Below are 17,047 nucleotides of genomic sequence, written 5' to 3' on the forward strand. Positions count from 1 at the left end.
TCCTGTGTCACCAATAGGGGGTTAGCGGTGCGATCGCGGCGGCCGCCCCCCATTGATAGACAAAATCGAATAATCAAAATTATTATTCAATTAGTACGATTCTCCGGATTCTCTTACGATCATCTCAGCTCGCCGGTGCAGGTTCATGCACTTGGCGATGAACACCAGCTGAGGAATCTCAAATTGGGCCAAACAAATAACAATCAGCCTATGGCAGGTGTCCGTGTACTGGACATTGCTACATTCGTTGCCGCTCCATTCTGCGGAACCATCCTTGCAGATTTTGGTGCCGAGGTAATCAAGATCGAGCAGCCCGCAGGGGGCGATACCCTACGTAAATTCGGAACACCCACCGAGTGCGGTGACAGCATGGTCTGGCTAAGTGAGGCCCGTAACAAGCAGTCCGTGACGCTTGATCTGCGCTCTGAGCAGGGCGCTGATCTCTTCAGGCAGCTTGTCGCGAAATCGGACGTGGTGCTTGAAAACTTTCGACCGGGTACTTTAGAAAAATGGGGCCTGAGCTTCGAGTCCCTTCGTGAGATCAACCCCAAGTTAGTGATGCTCCGAGTCAGCGCCTACGGTCAGACCGGCCCTAAACGCGGCGAGCCAGGCTTCGCACGCATCGCTCACGCTTTTGGTGGGCTCGCATTCCTAGCGGGAGAGAAGGACGGCCCGCCCGTGGTGCCTGGTTCGACTTCTCTTGCCGATTATATTTCTGGCATGTGGGGTGCTATCGGTGTGCTGCTCGCACTGCGCTCCGTTCAGACCGGTGGGATTGGTCAGTACGTCGATATAGGCTTGTATGAATCGGTCTTTCGCTTGCTCGACGAGATCGCGCCCGTCTATGCGAAATTTGGCTACGTGCGTGAGCGCATGGGTGCGGACACCATCAACGTGGTTCCCCACAGCCATTACCAAACAAGAGACGGCCAGTGGATCGCGCTGGCCTGCAGCAACGACCGCATGTTCCAACGACTGGCCCAGACGATGGATAGGCCAGAGCTTGCCGAGGAATATCCTACTAGCCCAGACCGCGTGAAAGAGCGCGCCAAGATCAATGCCCTAGTGGCGCTTTGGGTATCGGGCTTTACGCAGCAAGAACTGCTTGATGTCTGCAAAGAAGGGCAGGTGCCCGCCGGCCCGCTGAATTCCATCGCCGATATTTTCGAAGATCCTCAGTTCGCCGAGCGGGAGAACCTCATCACGGTTCAAGACCCACGTATCGGTAAGTTGGTTCTGCCTAATGCCATGCCACGGCTTTCCGAAACGCCGGCGGCCTTCGTTTCTACCGGCCCAGCGCTAGGGGCAAGCACCGAGGACGTCCTAAGCCGCTTGCTTGGCGTATCCCCCGAAACCCTTCAGGCCCTTAAAGCAAGCAAAGTGATTTGAACAAGGAATCGACAATGTCTAATTATAAAATGTACATCGGTGGCGAGTGGGTTGAGGCTGCTGATGGTGAGACTTTTGAAACCAAAAATCCCTACACCGGCGAAACCTGGGCGACACTGCCTCGTGGTCGTGCTGCTGACGCTGAGAAAGCAGTAGCTGCCGCAAAAGCAGCGTTCAATTCGCCTGAATGGTCGAAAATGAAGGCCAGTGTCCGGGGCCAATTGCTGCGCCGCCTGGGTGATTTGATTGCCGAAAACGTCGAGCATCTGGCTGCGACAGAAGTCGCCGACAATGGCAAACTCCTCGCTGAAATGCGTGGTCAAGTCCGTTACCTTCCCCAGTATTTCTATTACTTCGGCGGCTTGGCCGACAAGATCGAAGGCGGCGTTCTGCCTATCGATAAGCCAGACACCTTCACCTTCACGCGCTATGAGCCGCTGGGCGTGTGCGTAGCGATCACGGCGTGGAACTCGCCGCTGCTCCTCGCTGTTAACAAGCTCGCGCCAGGTCTCGCCGCTGGTAATACCTTCGTCCTGAAGCCTTCGGAGTTCACCTCAGCATCGGCGCTGGAACTGGCCAAGCTCATTGAGAAAGCCGGTTTCCCGAGCGGCGTGGTCAACGTTGTCACCGGGTTCGGCCTTGAAGTCGGCGAGCCACTGGTCACCCATCCAGACGTGGCCAAAATTGCGTTCACCGGCAGTGAATACGGCGGTCAGAAGATCTATGAGTCGGCTGCCAAGCACTTCAAGAAGGTCACCCTTGAGCTGGGGGGCAAGTCACCAAACATCGTGTTCGACGATGCCAACCTGGATAACGCCGTGAAGGGTGTAGTGGGCGGAATCATGGCTGCCACTGGACAGACCTGCGTTGCGGGCTCGCGCTTGCTCGTACAGGAGTCCATCCACGACGAGTTCGTTGACAAACTTCTGGCGTTTGCTGCCACGGCCAAGATGGGGGATCCGATGCTGCCGACCACTCAGGTGGGCCCGGTTACCACTCCCGCTCAATATCAGAAGATTCTGGATTACATCGGTATTGCCAAGGAAGAGGGTGCGGTATGCCGTCTGGGTGGCAACCCTTCGACTAAGCCTGAATGCGGCAATGGCTTGTTCGTTGAGCCCACTATCTTTACCGGCGTAAACAACCAAATGCGCATCGCTCGCGAAGAAGTCTTCGGCCCAGTCCTGAGCATCATTCCGTTCAAAGATGAAGAAGACGCTATCGCGATTGCCAACGACACGCCTTATGGCCTGGCAGCTGGTGTGTGGACGCAGAGCACTCGTCGCTCGCTGCTGATGTCCGAGCGCCTCCAAGCTGGCATGGTCTGGATCAACATGTATCGCGCAGTGAGCTACATGGCGCCGTTCGGTGGCTTCAAACGTTCTGGTGTGGGTCATGAAAACGGCCAGGACGCTATCTACTCCTATCTGCAGACCAAGACCGTGTGGATCAGCACAGCGCTGGAAACCCCAGATCCATTCGTCCTCGGCTGATTCACGAAAGCGCCGATTGCAGAGAAGGATAAAAATAATGACCACGCAATTTCCAATGCCTGGCCGCTTCCTCGAAGACTTCAAGGTCGGTGATACCTATCGTCACTGGCCTGGCCGCACCATCACTGAGACGGACAACATCCAGTTCAGCCTGATGACGATGAACCGGCACCCGATGCACTGCGACAGTAACTTCGCGGCCAAAAGCGAATTCGGCCGCTCCCTGATCAACAGCGGGCTGACGGTTGCGATCGTCCTGGGCCTGACCGTGGACGATGTCAGCCTCAATGCCATCGCCAATCTGGGGTGGAAGGACATCAAGCTGAGCGCGCCGGTCTTCCCTGGCGATACCCTGTATGCCCGTTCCGAGGTCACCGAGGTTCGCGAAAGTGCCAAGCGTCCAGGGCAGGGCATCGTGACGACACGTACCGAAGCATTCAATCAGGATGGCACCGTCTGCATAAGCTTCATTCGCGCCTGCCTGGTACCTACCCGGCAGAACGCTACCGAGCTGCGTGCACGTGGAGCGGAAGGATCATGAATTACGATCTGCTCAAAAGTGTTCGAGTCATCGAGAGCTCGGCATTCATCGCGGCTCCGCTGTGTGGGATGACCCTCGCACAGCTGGGTGCAGAGGTGATTCGGGTAGACCTGATCGGGGGCGGGATCGACTATCAACGTCTGCCCATGATGCCCGAAGGTCGCAGCATCTACTGGACAAGCCTCAACAAGGCCAAGAAGTCGGTTGCGATCGACATCAAACGGCCGGAAGGGCGTGAGCTGTTGCAGCAATTGGTCGGAGCGCCGGGCGAAGCCGGTGGCATCCTGCTCACCAATATCGGCACCCCATGGCTGAGCCACAAGCTGCTGTCTGAGCTACGGCCTGACCTGATCTCCTGCACTATTGAAGGTAACTTCGATGGGAGCACCGCGGTTGACTACACCGTCAATTGCGCAACGGGTTACCCGATGCTCACAGGGAATGGATCAGCTGATCGTCCGGTGAACCACACGCTGCCTGCGTGGGACGTCATCTGCGCCAATCAGGCGGCTACCGCCATTGTAGCTGCCGTGGCGCGCCGTCAGCAGACCGGAGAGGGCGCTGAGATACGGCTGGCGCTTTCTGACAGCGCCTTCTCGACGCTTTCTCATCTTGGTTTGCTGACAGAGTCCGAGCTGATCGAACAGCCGCGCGAGTCGCTGGGCAACTACCTCTACGGGGCGTTTGGTCACGACTTTGCGACCAATGATGGCCGACGCGTGATGATCGTTGCCATCTCGTCCCGGCAATGGCGTGCCCTGGTGAAAGCCTGTGACCTTGAGGGGGTAATTGAATCTCTGCAGTCCGCTCTGGGCGTCAACTTCGACAATGAGTCCGATCGATTCAAAGGCCGCGAGCTCCTGGGGGCGTTGGTCAAGCAGTGGTGCTCGAAGCGCTCACTCGCGCAGATCGAAGCGCACTTGACCCAACACGGAGTGGCCTATGGGCCTTACCGCACCGTGCGGCAGTTGCTCCACGAGGACAACCGGGTCTCACTGGAAAACCCCGTATTCGAGCGCATCACGACCTCTGGTGTGGGGGAGCACTTGGCGGCCGGCACGCCTCTGAGAGTTGGGCAATCGCAGCGCCATGCCATCCAGCCCGCGCCAGAGCTTGGGCAGAACACCGATGAGGTGCTGGCTGATCTCCTCGGGCTCAGCCAGCAGGAGATCAGTGCCTTGAGAGACAAGGGCATTGTCGCGGGTGCTTCTGATTAATCATCTGCGATTGCGGAACGTGCGACTTACAAAAATAAAAGCGAGCGATCTGAATGAGTAGTCTACTGATTTGCCTGGCGTCCCTAGGCTTTCTGATGTTTGTTGCTTATCGAGGCTTCAGCGTCATCCTGTTTGCCCCGATTGCGGCCTTGGCTGCGGTACTGCTGACCGAACCCGCGATGGTCGCTCCGGCCTATAGCGGGCTGTTCATGGACAAGATGGTAGGGTTGTTGAAGCTGTACTTCCCGGTCTTCATGCTGGGCGCAGTTTTCGGCAAGCTTATTGAGGTCTCGGGCTTTGCTCGCTCGATCGTCACCGCCATTTCGAAGTGGTTCGGTAGTAGCTATTCGATCACCTGCATCGTTTGCGTTGGTGGCGTATTGACATATGGCGGCGTATCGCTGTTTGTGGTGGTATTCGCACTGTATCCATTCGCAGCCGAGCTCTTTCGCCGCAACGACATCCCGAAACGGCTGATCCCTGCGACGATTGCTCTGGGTGCTTTCACGTTCACCATGGACTCGCTCCCTGGCACGCCGCAGATACAGAACATCATACCTACGGCGTTCTTCGGCACCGATGCTTACGCGGCACCTTGGCTCGGTATCATCGGCGCAATCTTCGTCTCGGGCTGTGGCATTACCTACTTGGAAATGCGTCGTCGGAGCCTGATGGCTAAGGGCGAGGGCTACGGCTCCGGGCATACCAATGAGCCGGCTCAGCACACCGACGAGAATGTGATAAGCCCCTGGTTGGCCATACTGCCTTTGATCATCGTCGGTGTGGGCAACAAGCTCCTACTCGATCTGATACTTTCTCACTACGGTTCTGGCAACCAAGTAATGGTGACCTTCCGGCCCGATTTTGCCGCCGTGGCACAGGACGTCACCAAGATGGCGGCTGTCTGGGCGGTGGAAGGCGCACTTGCGCTGGGGATCCTGGCGACGTTGGTGCTGGGCTGGAGCCGAATTCGTGGCAAGTTCACAAACTCCACTCAGATCGCGGTTTCAGGTTCTCTCCTGGCAGGCGTAAACACAGCCTCAGAATATGGGTTCGGCGCGGTAATTGCTGCGCTGCCCGGGTTCAAAATGGTCGCCGATACGCTATCGCACATTGAAGACCCTCTGGTAAACCTCGCTGTCAGCGTGAACGTCCTTGCCGGGATTACCGGCTCTTCCTCGGGTGGTTTGAGTCTGACTTTGGGAGCACTTGGCGACCACTTCGTTGCGTTGGCCCACCAGTATTCGATACCCGCCGAAGTAATGCACAGGGTGGCCTCAATCGCCGCCGGTGGCATGGATACGCTGCCGCACAACGGCGCGATCATCACACTCATGGCTGTCACTGGCCTGACCCACCGCCAAGCCTACGGCGACATTTTCATATTAACGATTTTCAAAACCATGGCTGCCTTCGTGGTGATTGCAGTTTTCTACCTGACAGGCCTGGTTTGACTGGCCAACTCCCGACAAAAAAACAAAGGATAGGGGTGAACACATGAATGTTAAAAGCTATGACTACATCATCGTGGGCGCAGGCTCGGCTGGCTGTGTGCTCGCGAACCGACTCAGCGCTGACCCGTCTAAGCGGGTGCTGCTGCTTGAGGCTGGGCCTTCCGACGACTTGCTCTGGATCAAGATCCCAGCAGGGATGACTCGTCTTTTCTCCAACAGCAAGGTGAACTGGCGCTACCAAGGCGCAAAGGAGCCCGGGCTGAACAACCGTGTCCTGTACTGTCCTCGCGGTAAAACGCTCGGTGGGTCGAGCGCCATCAATGGTCTGGTCTACATGCGCGGCAACTCGCATGACTACGATTCTTGGCGCGATGAGGGTAACGAAGGGTGGGGCTGGTCAGATGTTCTGCCGTACTTCAAGAAAAGTGAGCGTCAACTGCGCGGCGGCGATGAATACCATGGTGCGACAGGGGAGCTGGCGATTTCAGATGTAGTCAATCCCCACGCCGCGTCTCTGTCGTTCATCAAGTCGGCTCAAGCGATCGGCATTCCGTTCAACAAGGACTTCAACGGTGCCCAGCAGTATGGCGTGGGTTACCCTCAGATGACTGTTGATAAAGGGGTTCGCCAGTCCGCTGCTACAGCGTTTCTGAAGCCTGTGCGTAGCCGACCGAACCTGGAGGTGCAGGTCAACGCCCATGCTGAAAAGATTCTGTTTGAAGGCAAACGCGCTGTCGGCGTCCGTTTCGCAATCGAGGGTCAGAGCGATAAGCATGAGGTCTTCGCTAAGGAAATCATCCTGAGTGGCGGCACCATCGCATCCCCGCAAATGCTTATGCTCTCGGGCGTAGGGCCTAAAGATCATCTGAAAGAGCATGGCATCGAGGTCGTTCACGACCTGCCAGGCGTAGGTGAGAATCTTCACGACCACGCGTATGTTCACTTCCTTAATCAGGTGACGCCAAAGTTTTCGATCAACCACGAAATCCAGGGCTGGCGCCTGATCCCTCATGTGCTGCACTACGTAGGTGCACGTAAGGGCTTGCTAACCTCGGCAGCGGCGCAGGTGGTCTGTTTCATCAAATCCGATGAGTCACTGATCTCACCCGACCTGCAGATCCAGTTCAGACCTTTCAGCATCATCGTAACCGAGGACGGCAAGATCGTGCCTGAGAAGATCCCGGTAGTGACCGCGTCTTGCAGCCAGATTCGCCCCAAATCTCGCGGGCGCATCCGCCTCAATTCGGCAAATCCCTACGACGACCCGAACATCCTCATGAACTACCTGACGCACGAGGATGATTGCAAGGCCTTGATCGCCGGCATCCGCTGGATGCGGAAAATCCACTCCGCCGAGCCGCTGTCCCAGCACATTGTTAAAGAGACCATGCCAGGTAGTAACGTCCAGACCGATGAGGAATTGCTCGGTTATCTTCGCAAATTCGGCCAGTCCATGTACCACCCTGTTGGCTCGTGCCGGATGGGTAACGACGAGACAGCCGTTGTGGACTCAAGGTTGCGCGTGAGGGGTATTGAGGGGTTGCGTGTGATCGACGCCTCGATCATGCCTAGTATCAGTTCAGGCAATACCAATGCTCCGGCCATCATGATCGCCGAGAAAGGCGCGGACATGGTGCTGGAAGATTTGCGTTCAACCAACAATGTCGCAAGCCAAGGTCTAACAGCTGAAGCTGCCGTCGCATAAGGAGGGCTCGTGGATCACTCACAGTGGATCGGTAAAACCCAAGACCGTGCAGAAGTCATTACCCGAGCGAATGCCGCCCGGATTGCTGCCACGCTCAATGAAAAGCCGCCAGTTGATGGAGATGCCTTACCTCTGCTGTGGCATTGGGCATACTTCCAGGATCTGGCTTCAACTGAGGCGCTGCGTACAGATGGGCATGCCAAGGCCGGCGACTTTCTTCCAGACGCGGGCGATAGGACGCGCATGTGGGCAGGTGGCCGCTTGACCTTCTTTAAACCGCTCGTGGTAGGCACGCCTGCCCAGCGTACATCAACTATCCAGGACGTGAAAGAAAAGCAAGGTCGAACGGGTTCGCTGCTCTTCGTGACAGTACGTCACGATTATCTTCAAGACGGTGAGGTGACACTGGTAGAGGAGCAGGACATTGTTTATCGCGCCGTCACCAAAGCGGTGGTGTCTGACGATGAACCACTGCCAGAAGCGGAATGGTCTGAGGAGATCGATGCGAGCCCAACCTTGCTGTTCCGGTATTCAGCGGTCACCTTCAATTCCCACAAAATCCACTACGACTGGCGGTACGTTACGGAGGTGGAAGGCTACCCGGGCCTTGTAGTGCACGGCCCCCTCGCGGCCACGCTCGTGATGCGCGCATTCTCCAAATTTGCTCCAGACTCAGTTGTCCGGTCATTTGCGTTCCGAGGCGTGAGGCCGCTGATAGCCGGAGACAAACTTATTGTTGGTGGACGTATGAATCAATCGGGGCAGGCATCGGTCTGGGCTGGGAATCAGAGCGGGGTCGGACAAGTGGGCGAGATTGGGTTTGATTGATCACATCACGATTCAACAGCAGGGCTAATCATGAGTAACGCTTCGAACCAAGCTTGCGCACACGATGTTGTACGTTCTGCGCTTTTTGTACCCGGTGATCGTCCTGAGCGCTATTCCAAAGCGCTCGCGAGTGGCGCTGACCGGGTTATCATCGATTTTGAGGATGCTGTGGAGGAGGGGACGAAAGCTGTCGCCAGGCAACAGCTGGGCGATTTTTTGATCGCCAATCCTGAGGCGAGTGTGTGGGTACGTGTTAACTCACCAGGCCACGTACAACACGAGCAAGACCTCTCTTTTTGTCGTGCGCATGATGGCGTCGTTGCGATCATGCTCCCCAAGGCTGAGACCAAGGCTCAGATAGAGATCGCGGCTGCAACCGGAAAGCCCGTAGTCCCAATCATCGAAAGTGCCGTGGGGGCAGCGAATCTGAGTGATCTGTGCTCAGCGTTGGGTTTGGAAAGACTCTGCTTTGGAGCGATCGACATGGCCCTTGATCTAGGGCTCAAGGATGGCTCGGCAGGTGCCCTGACCGTGCTGGAGCATCTCAAAGCCAGCATTATCGTCCAATCCAGGGTTCATGTACTGGCCCCGGCCCTTGATGGAGTGTTTCCGGCGATCGACGATTCGCCAGGTTTGATGCACGCAGTTGAGACAGCAGTGCAAATGGGATTTGGCGGTGTACTGTGTATCCACCCCAAGCAGGTCATGGATATCCATTTGGCCCTTGCACCCGAAGTCCGCGAGATCAACTGGGCGAACCGTGTCTTGGCTGCCGCTGAAACGCAGCGCGGGGCATTCAAGCTCGACGGCCAGATGATTGATGCGCCAGTACTCGCTCGAGCAAGACGCATCTTCAACAGTGTGAGTAATTGACCTTCCAATCAGCGCATAGCAAGCTCGCGATCAGCCGAGTGCGGTGCTGTGATCAGCAGCCGCACCAACTGAGCCAGACGTGAAGCTGAGGGAGATAACTTCCTGCCCTTAAGCGTGATGATAGCCAACTGGCGGGTGAGTTCCGGCTCAATGATCAGCATCTCGTGGGTGTCTAGACTCGGATGATCTGGCAGCACCACAGCGGGTAGAACTGCGGCGCCCAATCCTGCGTTAGCCATGGATATCAGAGTCTGGGCCTGGTTAAACTGGTAGCGCGTCTTCAACTCTAGACCGAGTTGTTTCGCAGTGTCATCTACGACCGCCCGCAGAATCGTTGCGAAGTTCAATAGCAATAAAGGCAGCTCCGCCAACTCGGTCATCGTGATCGTAGGCCCACCGGCAGCTCGTAGCTTTTTGGGCACTAGGGCATAGAGATTTTCCGTAAGGATGGTCTCGAAGTTGAAGTCCTGATTCTCACTTATAGGCCCGATCCCGAAATCGACCTCTCCCTTGCGAATACTGTCGTGCATGTCGCCTGAGGTTAGCTCGTGGACAAAAACTTCTATCCCAGGGAAATCGGTTTCGAACGCCGCAAGGATTTTAGCCAAGCGTGTGGACGCGACAGTGGTCGAGCAAGCCAGAAAGATCCGCCCTCGTTTCAAGTCAGCCGTTTCCTGGATACGACGTAGACCTAGCTCTACCTCATGCACCGCCCGTTTAGCGCTATCTAAGAGCTCAACGCCAGATTCGGTGAGGCTGACGTGTCGTGTTGTTCGGTGAAAGAGCTGAACACCGAGTTGGCTTTCTAGCTGCTTGATTTGGCTAGTCACAGCCGATTGAGATTTGTGCGTAATGTCGGCTGCCTGTCGAAAGCTTCCATGCTCTGCGACAAGCATGAATGCCTGCAGAAGCTTGAGATTGACGTTCGGCAGGGGCTGGGGATCAAGTGGGACGGCCATGAAGAACTCATTGTTAGATTAGATTGCACAATCACCATGATAATTGAATTGGTCGTTTTCGCCAGTGCGCAGTAACCTCAATTTCACTGAAAAAGGTAATGGCGCCATACAAAAATAAAAGGAGCCCTCGTGTATTCGAATCCCATTTTGCCAACGGATCCCGTTTTTAAAATTTGTGATTTGCGCAAGTCCTACGGGCCAACACACGCACTTAGCGGTGTCAGCTTTGATATTTACCCGGGGGAAGTTCACGCCTTACTCGGTGAGAATGGTGCAGGCAAATCGACCCTCGTCAAAATCCTCACGGGCGTTGTAACCCCGAACAGCGGCAGCATGAGTTTTGGCGACGCGCAGTACGCGCCCAAGACCATCATGGAAGCGCGCAGGGGCGGGGTGACTACAGCATTCCAAGAGCTTAGCCTGCTGCCTAATCTTACGGTCGCAGACAATTTGGCACTTCCGGTATTGGCGAAGAGCTGGCAAGGTCTGAACTCCACATTCCTCAATCACAAAGCGGCGCGCCTGACGCTGTCCACCTTCGGGCTCAACCATATCAAGCCCGCATCACTTGTGAGCGAGCTCTCCCTCGCGGATAAGCAACGACTCGAAATTGTTCGAGCGCTAAGCCATCATCCGGCGCTACTGATCTTGGACGAGCCCACGGCAGCGCTGCCTTCAACCGATTGGTTGTTCGATCTGATTCGCAGACAGACCGCCAAAGGCACTGCGGTTCTGTACATCTCCCACCGACTTAATGAAATCCGTGAGCTCTGCAGCCGCGCGACTGTATTACGCAGTGGGCGCAGCACCGGCACCGCCGATCTGGCGGACACCAATGACGCCAAAATCTTTGAAATGATGGTTGGTCAACGCATGGCGGCCATAACGGTACGGCCGACGCCAACTGGCAATCGTACGACCCAGCAGCCTCGTCTGCGTGTTGAAGGGCTTACCGCCGGCAAGGTTAAGGATCTCAGCTTCAAGCTCTACCCGGGCGAGATCGTGGGTTTGGCAGGGTTGGACGGCCAGGGGCAGTGTGATCTTTTTCATGCGATCTACGGCTTGATCCCCAAGCATGTCAAGGCGATTGAGGTGGAAGGGAAGAGCGTATCAATTGATTCACCGTCTGCTGCACTGAACGCAGGTATTCAGGTCGCTTTATTACCGGAAGAACGCAAGACTCAAGGGATCTTCGCAGATTTAGCCGTTCGCTCGAACATGGCAGTGTCCGCATTGAATCGCATAGGCCTGATGGGCTTCACCTCTCGCAATGCGGAGCGTCACCTGGCCCACGGAATCGCCAGCCAAGTCGATCTCCAAGACCGCTACCTGGATTTCCAAATCAAGGAACTCTCAGGGGGCAATCAGCAGAAAGCCCTCCTGGGCAGGGTACTGCTCACGGGCGCAAAAACACTCCTGCTCTTTGATCCTACTCGCGGTGTGGACGTAGGTACCAAACAGGCCTTGTATCTGGCAATCGAAGATTTCGTACGGCAAGGCGGAAGCGTCTTGTTGTACTCGTCCGAACTCGCCGAGCTGGTACGTCTAAGTCATCGATGCCTGGTGATCTACGAGGGCAGAATCGCCGCACAGCTTGAGGGTAAGGCAATCGAAGAGACCGCACTCGTGGCAGCAGCGACGGGTAACCAGCGCCAGTTGGAAGGAGCTGTCGCATGAAAAATGTGATTTCGACACTGGCTCCCATTATCAAGAGCGGCGCAGGGATGGCGGCGATATTGTATGTCGCGCTCTACATAGCCTATGCCGCTGTAGAAAAAAGTGCACTGAGTACCTACGCCTTCAATGATTTGCTCAACAACACAGCTCCACTTGCCATCGCTGCGGCCGGCGGCACTTTGATCATTTTGATCCGGGGGTTCGATCTATCTGTTGCTGGCGTGATCTCGCTGGTGAACGTCGTATTGGCGACTTATCCGCTGGAAGGCCCTGGCGGCGCTGTCGCCAGCCTGGGCATCTCACTGGCGATTGGCTGCGCAATCGGACTCCTGAACGGCATTCTCGTTGCTTACGGTGGCTTTCAAGCCGTGGCCGTGACGTTGGCAACGATGATCTTGACGTTGGGCCTCTCGCTGGTCGTACTCGATGCACCCGGTGGCCATGTCGCCGATTGGTTGAGCGAAAACCTCACGGACACCATCGCGGGTGTCCCTTCCTCGGGTATCGTGCTGGCGATTGTGGTCGCCTTCTGGCTGTTCATTCGCCGCACGGACTTTGGGATCGCGCTCTATGCGGTGGGCCAGGATGATCACGCTGCAGCGCTCTCTGGCATAAAAGTTCAGCGAACGCTTTGCCTGGCGTTCGTGATAGCTGGCGGATTGTATGCCTTGGCCGGCTACATGCTTTCGGCTCAAACCGCTACGGGCAATCCCACCTCAGGTAACTCACTTCTTCTGCTGACCTTCGCTGCGATTGCGCTGGGGGGTACCTCTTTCCGTGGTGGCTTAGGCGGCCTTACCGGAAGCATCATCGGCGCTGCCAGTCTGATGCTCCTGCAAAAGCTTTTGTTCTCCGTGGGTGCCCAATCCTTCTACATCGGATTGTTACAAGGTCTGGTGATGATCCTGGCAGTTGGCCTGATGAATGCCGCCGATCGAATCCGTATGAGGAGAGCCTGAGATGAACAGCAGAAGAGTTGAATCGACTGAATCTGTGCAGGTGTCTGGTATGAATCAGGGGCTACTGGATACCAGGACATCCGCGCGAATATCCCGCGAGGCTCTCAACATCGGCGCTGTCTTTGTGCTCTGCATCATTGCCTTATTCGTGGCTCGCTGGGTAAACCCGAATGCCAGTGCTTCCCAGCAGCTTGAGACGGTATTGATCCTAGGCGCATTTCTTATCGTAGTCGCGTTCGGTCAAGGGCTGGTGGTGCTGATAGGGGGATTGGATCTGTCTATCCCATCGGTGATCACCCTTGGCGGCATCCTAACGACGGCATGGGTAGGCGCTGAGGGCGAAGAGTGGAAACTGCTTGTTGCGCTGGGCATTTGTGCCGCTGTAGGGGCTTTGAATGGCTTAGGAGTCGCGGTGTTCAGGGTGCCCGCGTTCATCATGACGCTGGCTATGGGCATTATCGTCTTCAGCCTCAGTATGGGCGCTACAGGAGGCGCACCTAGCGGCACGGCACCTGACTCTCTGACCTGGCTGATGACTGCCCGCACCTTCGGCGTCCCGGTCGTGATCATTTTCACACTTTTCGGTACGGCGATCGCTTACGTCCTCCAGGCACGCACCCGCTTCGGGACACGGCTCTACGCATTGGGCTCAAACCCGATCGCTGCGCGTTTCGCTGGTTTGCACACCGTGCGTTTAACGATTATGACGTATGCGTTGTGCGCCCTGCTGGCGGGTATTACCGGAATGCTCCTAGTTGGCTACTCCAACGGCGCGACGCTTCGCATGGGGGAGCCATTCTTACTGCCGTCAGTAGCTGCGGTGGTGATTGGCGGCTCAGCGATCAGCGGAGGGAGAGGCAGTTTCCTCGGCACCCTCGCCGGTGCCCTGCTACTAACTGTACTCGACATGATCATATCAAGTCTGGGCTTTTCTCAGGGATGGAGAACGATCATCTCAGGGACAATCATCCTGTTCGCGATTCTGCTTCAGCACGAGGGGGCTATGGACTACTTGCGCTCGATGCAACGCCGCAAGCCTAAAAAGGTTGCCTAAACCCAAACCGTTCATAGCAAACCAACAACTATAAAAGGGGCATGACATGACAAAAACAATGACGTCGCCGTCCTCCGGTTTCTTCAAGCGCACGCTTGCGACACTGGCGTGCACGACAGCCACCCTCGGTGCGTTCGGCACATGCGGCGCTCAAGCGGCTGAGACTAAGATTAAAGATCACTATCTCATTTATCTGAGCGTCAGCTACAGCGGCAACGCATGGCAGTCTGAAGCCGCGAACGTCGTGAAGGCGCTGGCGAAAACGCCACCGTATGACAAGTTGGTCGAGCTGCGGGAAGTAATTTCGGGAACCGACGTCCAGGCCCAAATATCGGCCTATGAGAGCATGATCGCTGCAGGCGCGGATGGCGTCATCAGTTTCCCGATCTCGCCTACAGCCTTGAATCGAACGATCAAACGGGGTTGCGGGCAAGGCACGCTGTTCTACATGTACGACGCTACTGTCACTGAACCTTGCGCCTATAACGTGAGCTACATCACGGCAGGCTTCGGAGAGAACACGGCTCAGGCACTGGTGAATGAGCTGAATGGCAAGGGCAAGATTTTCTTGAGCCGTGGCATGTCTGGCAACTCGGTCGACAAGCGCCACTATGACGGAGCAATGAGCGTTTTCAAGCGCTATCCGAACATCAAGATCGTCGCCGAGTACTACAGCTTCTGGGATGACCGTACTACCCAGCAGGAAACCGCAAAAGCACTGGCCGCGCACCCTGACGTCGATGGCATCTGGGCCCAGGCCGGCGAAAACGGTGCGCTCAAAGCTCTGCTCGCCGCCAATCACAAACTTATACCGATCACGGGCGAGAACTCTAATGGCTTTCGCTTGGGTCTCGCTAATCCTGAGTATCAAGCGAAGGGACTGCGAGGGGTCTCCTCTGGATCGCCGCCTGCATCCGCAGGTCTGGCGTTCAAGCTGATGATGGAGCAGCTGCTGGGTAAGCGCGAGGTGAAGGAACACAATGTGGAGTATGCGTTGCCCTGGGTACCTGCTGACAAGGTGAAAGTATGTGAAGGCGGCGTGGTTACATCCGCCTGCAACACTCTTCCGGCAGGGACGGTTCCAGAGTCCTTTGTGACCGAAATTTTCAATCCTGTATTGCTTCCAGAAATCTCGCTGCAGTCAGCCACCGAAGGCAAGGCCACCCCGGGGGCTACGATTCAGCCTCTTCCACAAGACGCCACCCAGGCGGCTAGTAACGAGCCTGGTGTGAATTGTGCCAAATGCGAGCGCGCGCCTGATCTGTACAAACTCACTAAGATTCAGGCGCTCAGCGCGCAATAAGAAGGTCAGCCGGGATTGATGCTGATCGATGTGCAGGGCTTACGCACTCAGTGCTTAGCGATCCCGGTTTCACACAAACGTCATGGCGCCATGCACAAAACAAGATGAGCCCCGCTGTGCATTGTGACCTCAAACCTCACGTAGCCCCGAGGTTTCGTACTGTAGGAAAAGATACTAGTGATTACTGGTGCAGGCGGTGGTATCGGCGATGGCATCGCGCTCACTGGTACCAAAGCAGGCGCGCATTTGCTTCTCGTCGGTCGTGACCGTGACCTACTAGATCCGGTAGACACCTATACTCGCTCGGAAGTAGGTAAAGACACTTTAGTGGTTTTCTATCTCATCAACAGCACTGCTACCAGCGCTCGCATCCAAGGATGCTTCCTGCCCTCGATATCTAGTGGTTCACTAACCCCGGACATCATTTTAGGCGAAAATGATCGCAACACAGCGGTGTTCATGAGCAGACAACGACGTACATTTGCCCCCGAATTCAAACGTGAAGCCGTCAGCTTGATGCTCGACCAGGGCTACAACCAGATTGAGGCAGGCCTGTGGATCAATCAGCTTTAACAGGAACGAGTCGGCGTCACACCGACCAGCACAGCTGCTAACACCCGGGCAGCAATAAATTCAGGAACTGGAAGTCCGAATCAACCGCCTGGAACGAGAGAAGCCTATTTCAAAAACGGCTACCGCGCTCTTAGTAGCCGAGGAGCACGGGGGCCTGCCTTAGTCGATCAACATTGCTCGGAGGAGCAGGTTGATTTGTTATGCTCGGTCGTTGAAGTCAGCCGATCCTGCTGCTACGCGCACCACCTCAGACGTCGAACTCCGGACGCTGACGGGTGCTTTTCAGCGGCCGGATGAACGAGCTGTTTACCTAAAACCGAAGCGCTTCAGGTACTCGCAGCATCATGCTGATGATTAAAGAGGACAGCATGCAGATTAGGCGATTCAAGGCACGTAGGTTGATACGCGAGATGAGCCTGATCAGCAAGCAACCTGGCTCCCATGCCTACAATAAAGCCACCATTGAGCGATCTGATACCCCGAACGTGCTAGATCGAGAGTTCAGCGCGGCATTCCCTGACAAGGTCTGGTGCGATAATAATCACTTGCATATGGGCCGAAGGTCGATGGCATTATATGGCAGCGGTCATCGATCTCTATGCGCGCCCGGTGTAGGCTGGGCGTTCTCAGCCAAGCCTTACGCTGACCCAGTGATTGAAATACTGCATATGGCCTATCAGCAGCGCGGCCGGCTTCGAAATGTGCTATTTCACAGCGGTCAGGGCAGCCAATACGGCACAGGAGTTTTCGCCAGAGACTATGGCGATACAGCTTCACACGGAGCATGAGTCGACGCGGCAACTGCCATGACAATGCCCTGATAGAGCGAATGTTTCGTAGCCTGAAAACTGAATAGATAACAACGGTGGGCTACATAACCGCCGCGTTGGCTAGGCAAGATGTCGGTCGCCATCCTGATGGAACGGTATAACTGGCGGCGACCGCATCGGTTCAACCAAGGCTTCGCGCCTGCCCATGCCGATGAAAAAATTAACTCAGTGTCAATGATCAGTTGGCCACTA

General features: G+C 56.0%; 13 protein-coding genes and 1 pseudogene. 13 read left to right on the top strand and 1 reads right to left on the bottom strand.

Annotated features, from left to right (window positions below):
• Positions 1–183 precede the first annotated feature (183 nt).
• Genes IFU31_RS18905 through IFU31_RS18940 form a run of 8 tightly spaced genes read left to right on the top strand, consistent with a single transcriptional unit; the run spans position 184 to position 9,500 of the window.
• Entirely contained in the window at positions 184–1,389 is a 1,206-nt protein-coding gene (locus tag IFU31_RS18905) for a CaiB/BaiF CoA transferase family protein (protein WP_197979681.1), read from the top strand.
• Between the two features lie 14 nt (positions 1,390–1,403).
• The gene (locus IFU31_RS18910; RefSeq protein ID WP_192104156.1) at positions 1,404–2,882 is read left to right on the top strand and encodes an aldehyde dehydrogenase; all 1,479 of its coding nucleotides are present in this window, start codon (positions 1,404–1,406) and stop codon (positions 2,880–2,882) included.
• Between the two features lie 37 nt (positions 2,883–2,919).
• Entirely contained in the window at positions 2,920–3,423 is a 504-nt protein-coding gene (locus IFU31_RS18915; protein WP_192104158.1) for a MaoC family dehydratase, read from the top strand.
• The gene (locus IFU31_RS18920; protein WP_192104159.1) at positions 3,420–4,640 is read left to right on the top strand and encodes a CoA transferase; all 1,221 of its coding nucleotides are present in this window, start codon (positions 3,420–3,422) and stop codon (positions 4,638–4,640) included. Before IFU31_RS18915 ends, IFU31_RS18920 begins: the two co-directional genes overlap by 4 nt.
• A 53-nt stretch (positions 4,641–4,693) precedes the next feature.
• Entirely contained in the window at positions 4,694–6,094 is a 1,401-nt protein-coding gene (locus tag IFU31_RS18925) for a GntP family permease (RefSeq protein ID WP_192104161.1), read from the top strand.
• Between the two features lie 43 nt (positions 6,095–6,137).
• Positions 6,138–7,799 (top strand): GMC family oxidoreductase, encoded by a 1,662-nt coding sequence (locus tag IFU31_RS18930; protein WP_192104163.1) that lies wholly within the window; start codon positions 6,138–6,140, stop codon positions 7,797–7,799.
• A 9-nt stretch (positions 7,800–7,808) separates the two neighbouring features.
• The gene (locus tag IFU31_RS18935; protein WP_192104165.1) at positions 7,809–8,627 is read left to right on the top strand and encodes an FAS1-like dehydratase domain-containing protein; all 819 of its coding nucleotides are present in this window, start codon (positions 7,809–7,811) and stop codon (positions 8,625–8,627) included.
• A 30-nt stretch (positions 8,628–8,657) separates the two neighbouring features.
• Entirely contained in the window at positions 8,658–9,500 is an 843-nt protein-coding gene (locus IFU31_RS18940) for an HpcH/HpaI aldolase/citrate lyase family protein (RefSeq protein ID WP_192104167.1), read from the top strand.
• 8 nt (positions 9,501–9,508) lie between these two features.
• On the opposite strand, the gene IFU31_RS18945 is transcribed toward IFU31_RS18940, so the two are convergent.
• Positions 9,509–10,459: a LysR family transcriptional regulator gene (locus IFU31_RS18945; RefSeq protein WP_192104169.1), complete on the bottom strand. Its 951-nt coding sequence runs from the start codon at positions 10,457–10,459 to the stop codon at positions 9,509–9,511.
• Between the two features lie 129 nt (positions 10,460–10,588).
• Here IFU31_RS18945 and IFU31_RS18950 point away from each other — a divergent pair, with 129 nt between their 5' ends.
• The 5 genes and pseudogenes from IFU31_RS18950 to IFU31_RS18970 all read left to right on the top strand — a co-directional run.
• A complete protein-coding gene (locus tag IFU31_RS18950; RefSeq protein WP_192104171.1) occupies positions 10,589–12,136 on the top strand; it encodes an ATP-binding cassette domain-containing protein in 1,548 nt (515 codons plus the stop codon).
• Positions 12,133–13,095 carry an ABC transporter permease gene (locus tag IFU31_RS18955; protein WP_192104173.1) on the top strand — a complete coding sequence of 321 codons (963 nt, stop codon included), beginning with the start codon at positions 12,133–12,135 and terminating at the stop codon, positions 13,093–13,095. Before IFU31_RS18950 ends, IFU31_RS18955 begins: the two co-directional genes overlap by 4 nt.
• Before the next feature lies 1 nt (position 13,096).
• Complete coding sequence (locus IFU31_RS18960; RefSeq protein WP_192104175.1) at positions 13,097–14,149, top strand: ABC transporter permease; 1,053 nt, start codon at positions 13,097–13,099, stop codon at positions 14,147–14,149.
• A 46-nt stretch (positions 14,150–14,195) separates the two neighbouring features.
• Complete coding sequence (locus IFU31_RS18965) at positions 14,196–15,452, top strand: sugar ABC transporter substrate-binding protein (protein WP_197979682.1); 1,257 nt, start codon at positions 14,196–14,198, stop codon at positions 15,450–15,452.
• 459 nt (positions 15,453–15,911) lie between these two features.
• Positions 15,912–17,038: pseudogene (locus IFU31_RS18970) on the top strand (IS3 family transposase); the annotation flags it as partial.
• Positions 17,039–17,047: the final 9 nt, after the last annotated feature.

The sequence above is a fragment of the Pseudomonas sp. CFBP 13602 genome (assembly GCF_014842725.1).
Classification (GTDB): domain Bacteria; phylum Pseudomonadota; class Gammaproteobacteria; order Pseudomonadales; family Pseudomonadaceae; genus Aquipseudomonas; species Aquipseudomonas baltica.

Excerpts from the sequence above, each read along its gene's own strand:
- IFU31_RS18965 (WP_197979682.1), top strand. The coding sequence starts at position 14,196 with ATGACAAAAACAATGACGTCGCCGTCCTCCGGTTTCTTCAAGCGCACG.
- IFU31_RS18915 (WP_192104158.1), top strand. The coding sequence starts at position 2,920 with ATGACCACGCAATTTCCAATGCCTGGCCGCTTCCTCGAAGACTTCAAG.
- IFU31_RS18960 (WP_192104175.1), top strand. The coding sequence starts at position 13,097 with ATGAACAGCAGAAGAGTTGAATCGACTGAATCTGTGCAGGTGTCTGGT.
- IFU31_RS18920 (WP_192104159.1), top strand. The coding sequence starts at position 3,420 with ATGAATTACGATCTGCTCAAAAGTGTTCGAGTCATCGAGAGCTCGGCA.
- IFU31_RS18945 (WP_192104169.1), bottom strand. The coding sequence starts at position 10,459 with ATGGCCGTCCCACTTGATCCCCAGCCCCTGCCGAACGTCAATCTCAAG.
- IFU31_RS18925 (WP_192104161.1), top strand. The coding sequence starts at position 4,694 with ATGAGTAGTCTACTGATTTGCCTGGCGTCCCTAGGCTTTCTGATGTTT.
- IFU31_RS18910 (WP_192104156.1), top strand. The coding sequence starts at position 1,404 with ATGTCTAATTATAAAATGTACATCGGTGGCGAGTGGGTTGAGGCTGCT.
- IFU31_RS18955 (WP_192104173.1), top strand. The coding sequence starts at position 12,133 with ATGAAAAATGTGATTTCGACACTGGCTCCCATTATCAAGAGCGGCGCA.
- IFU31_RS18940 (WP_192104167.1), top strand. The coding sequence starts at position 8,658 with ATGAGTAACGCTTCGAACCAAGCTTGCGCACACGATGTTGTACGTTCT.
- IFU31_RS18930 (WP_192104163.1), top strand. The coding sequence starts at position 6,138 with ATGAATGTTAAAAGCTATGACTACATCATCGTGGGCGCAGGCTCGGCT.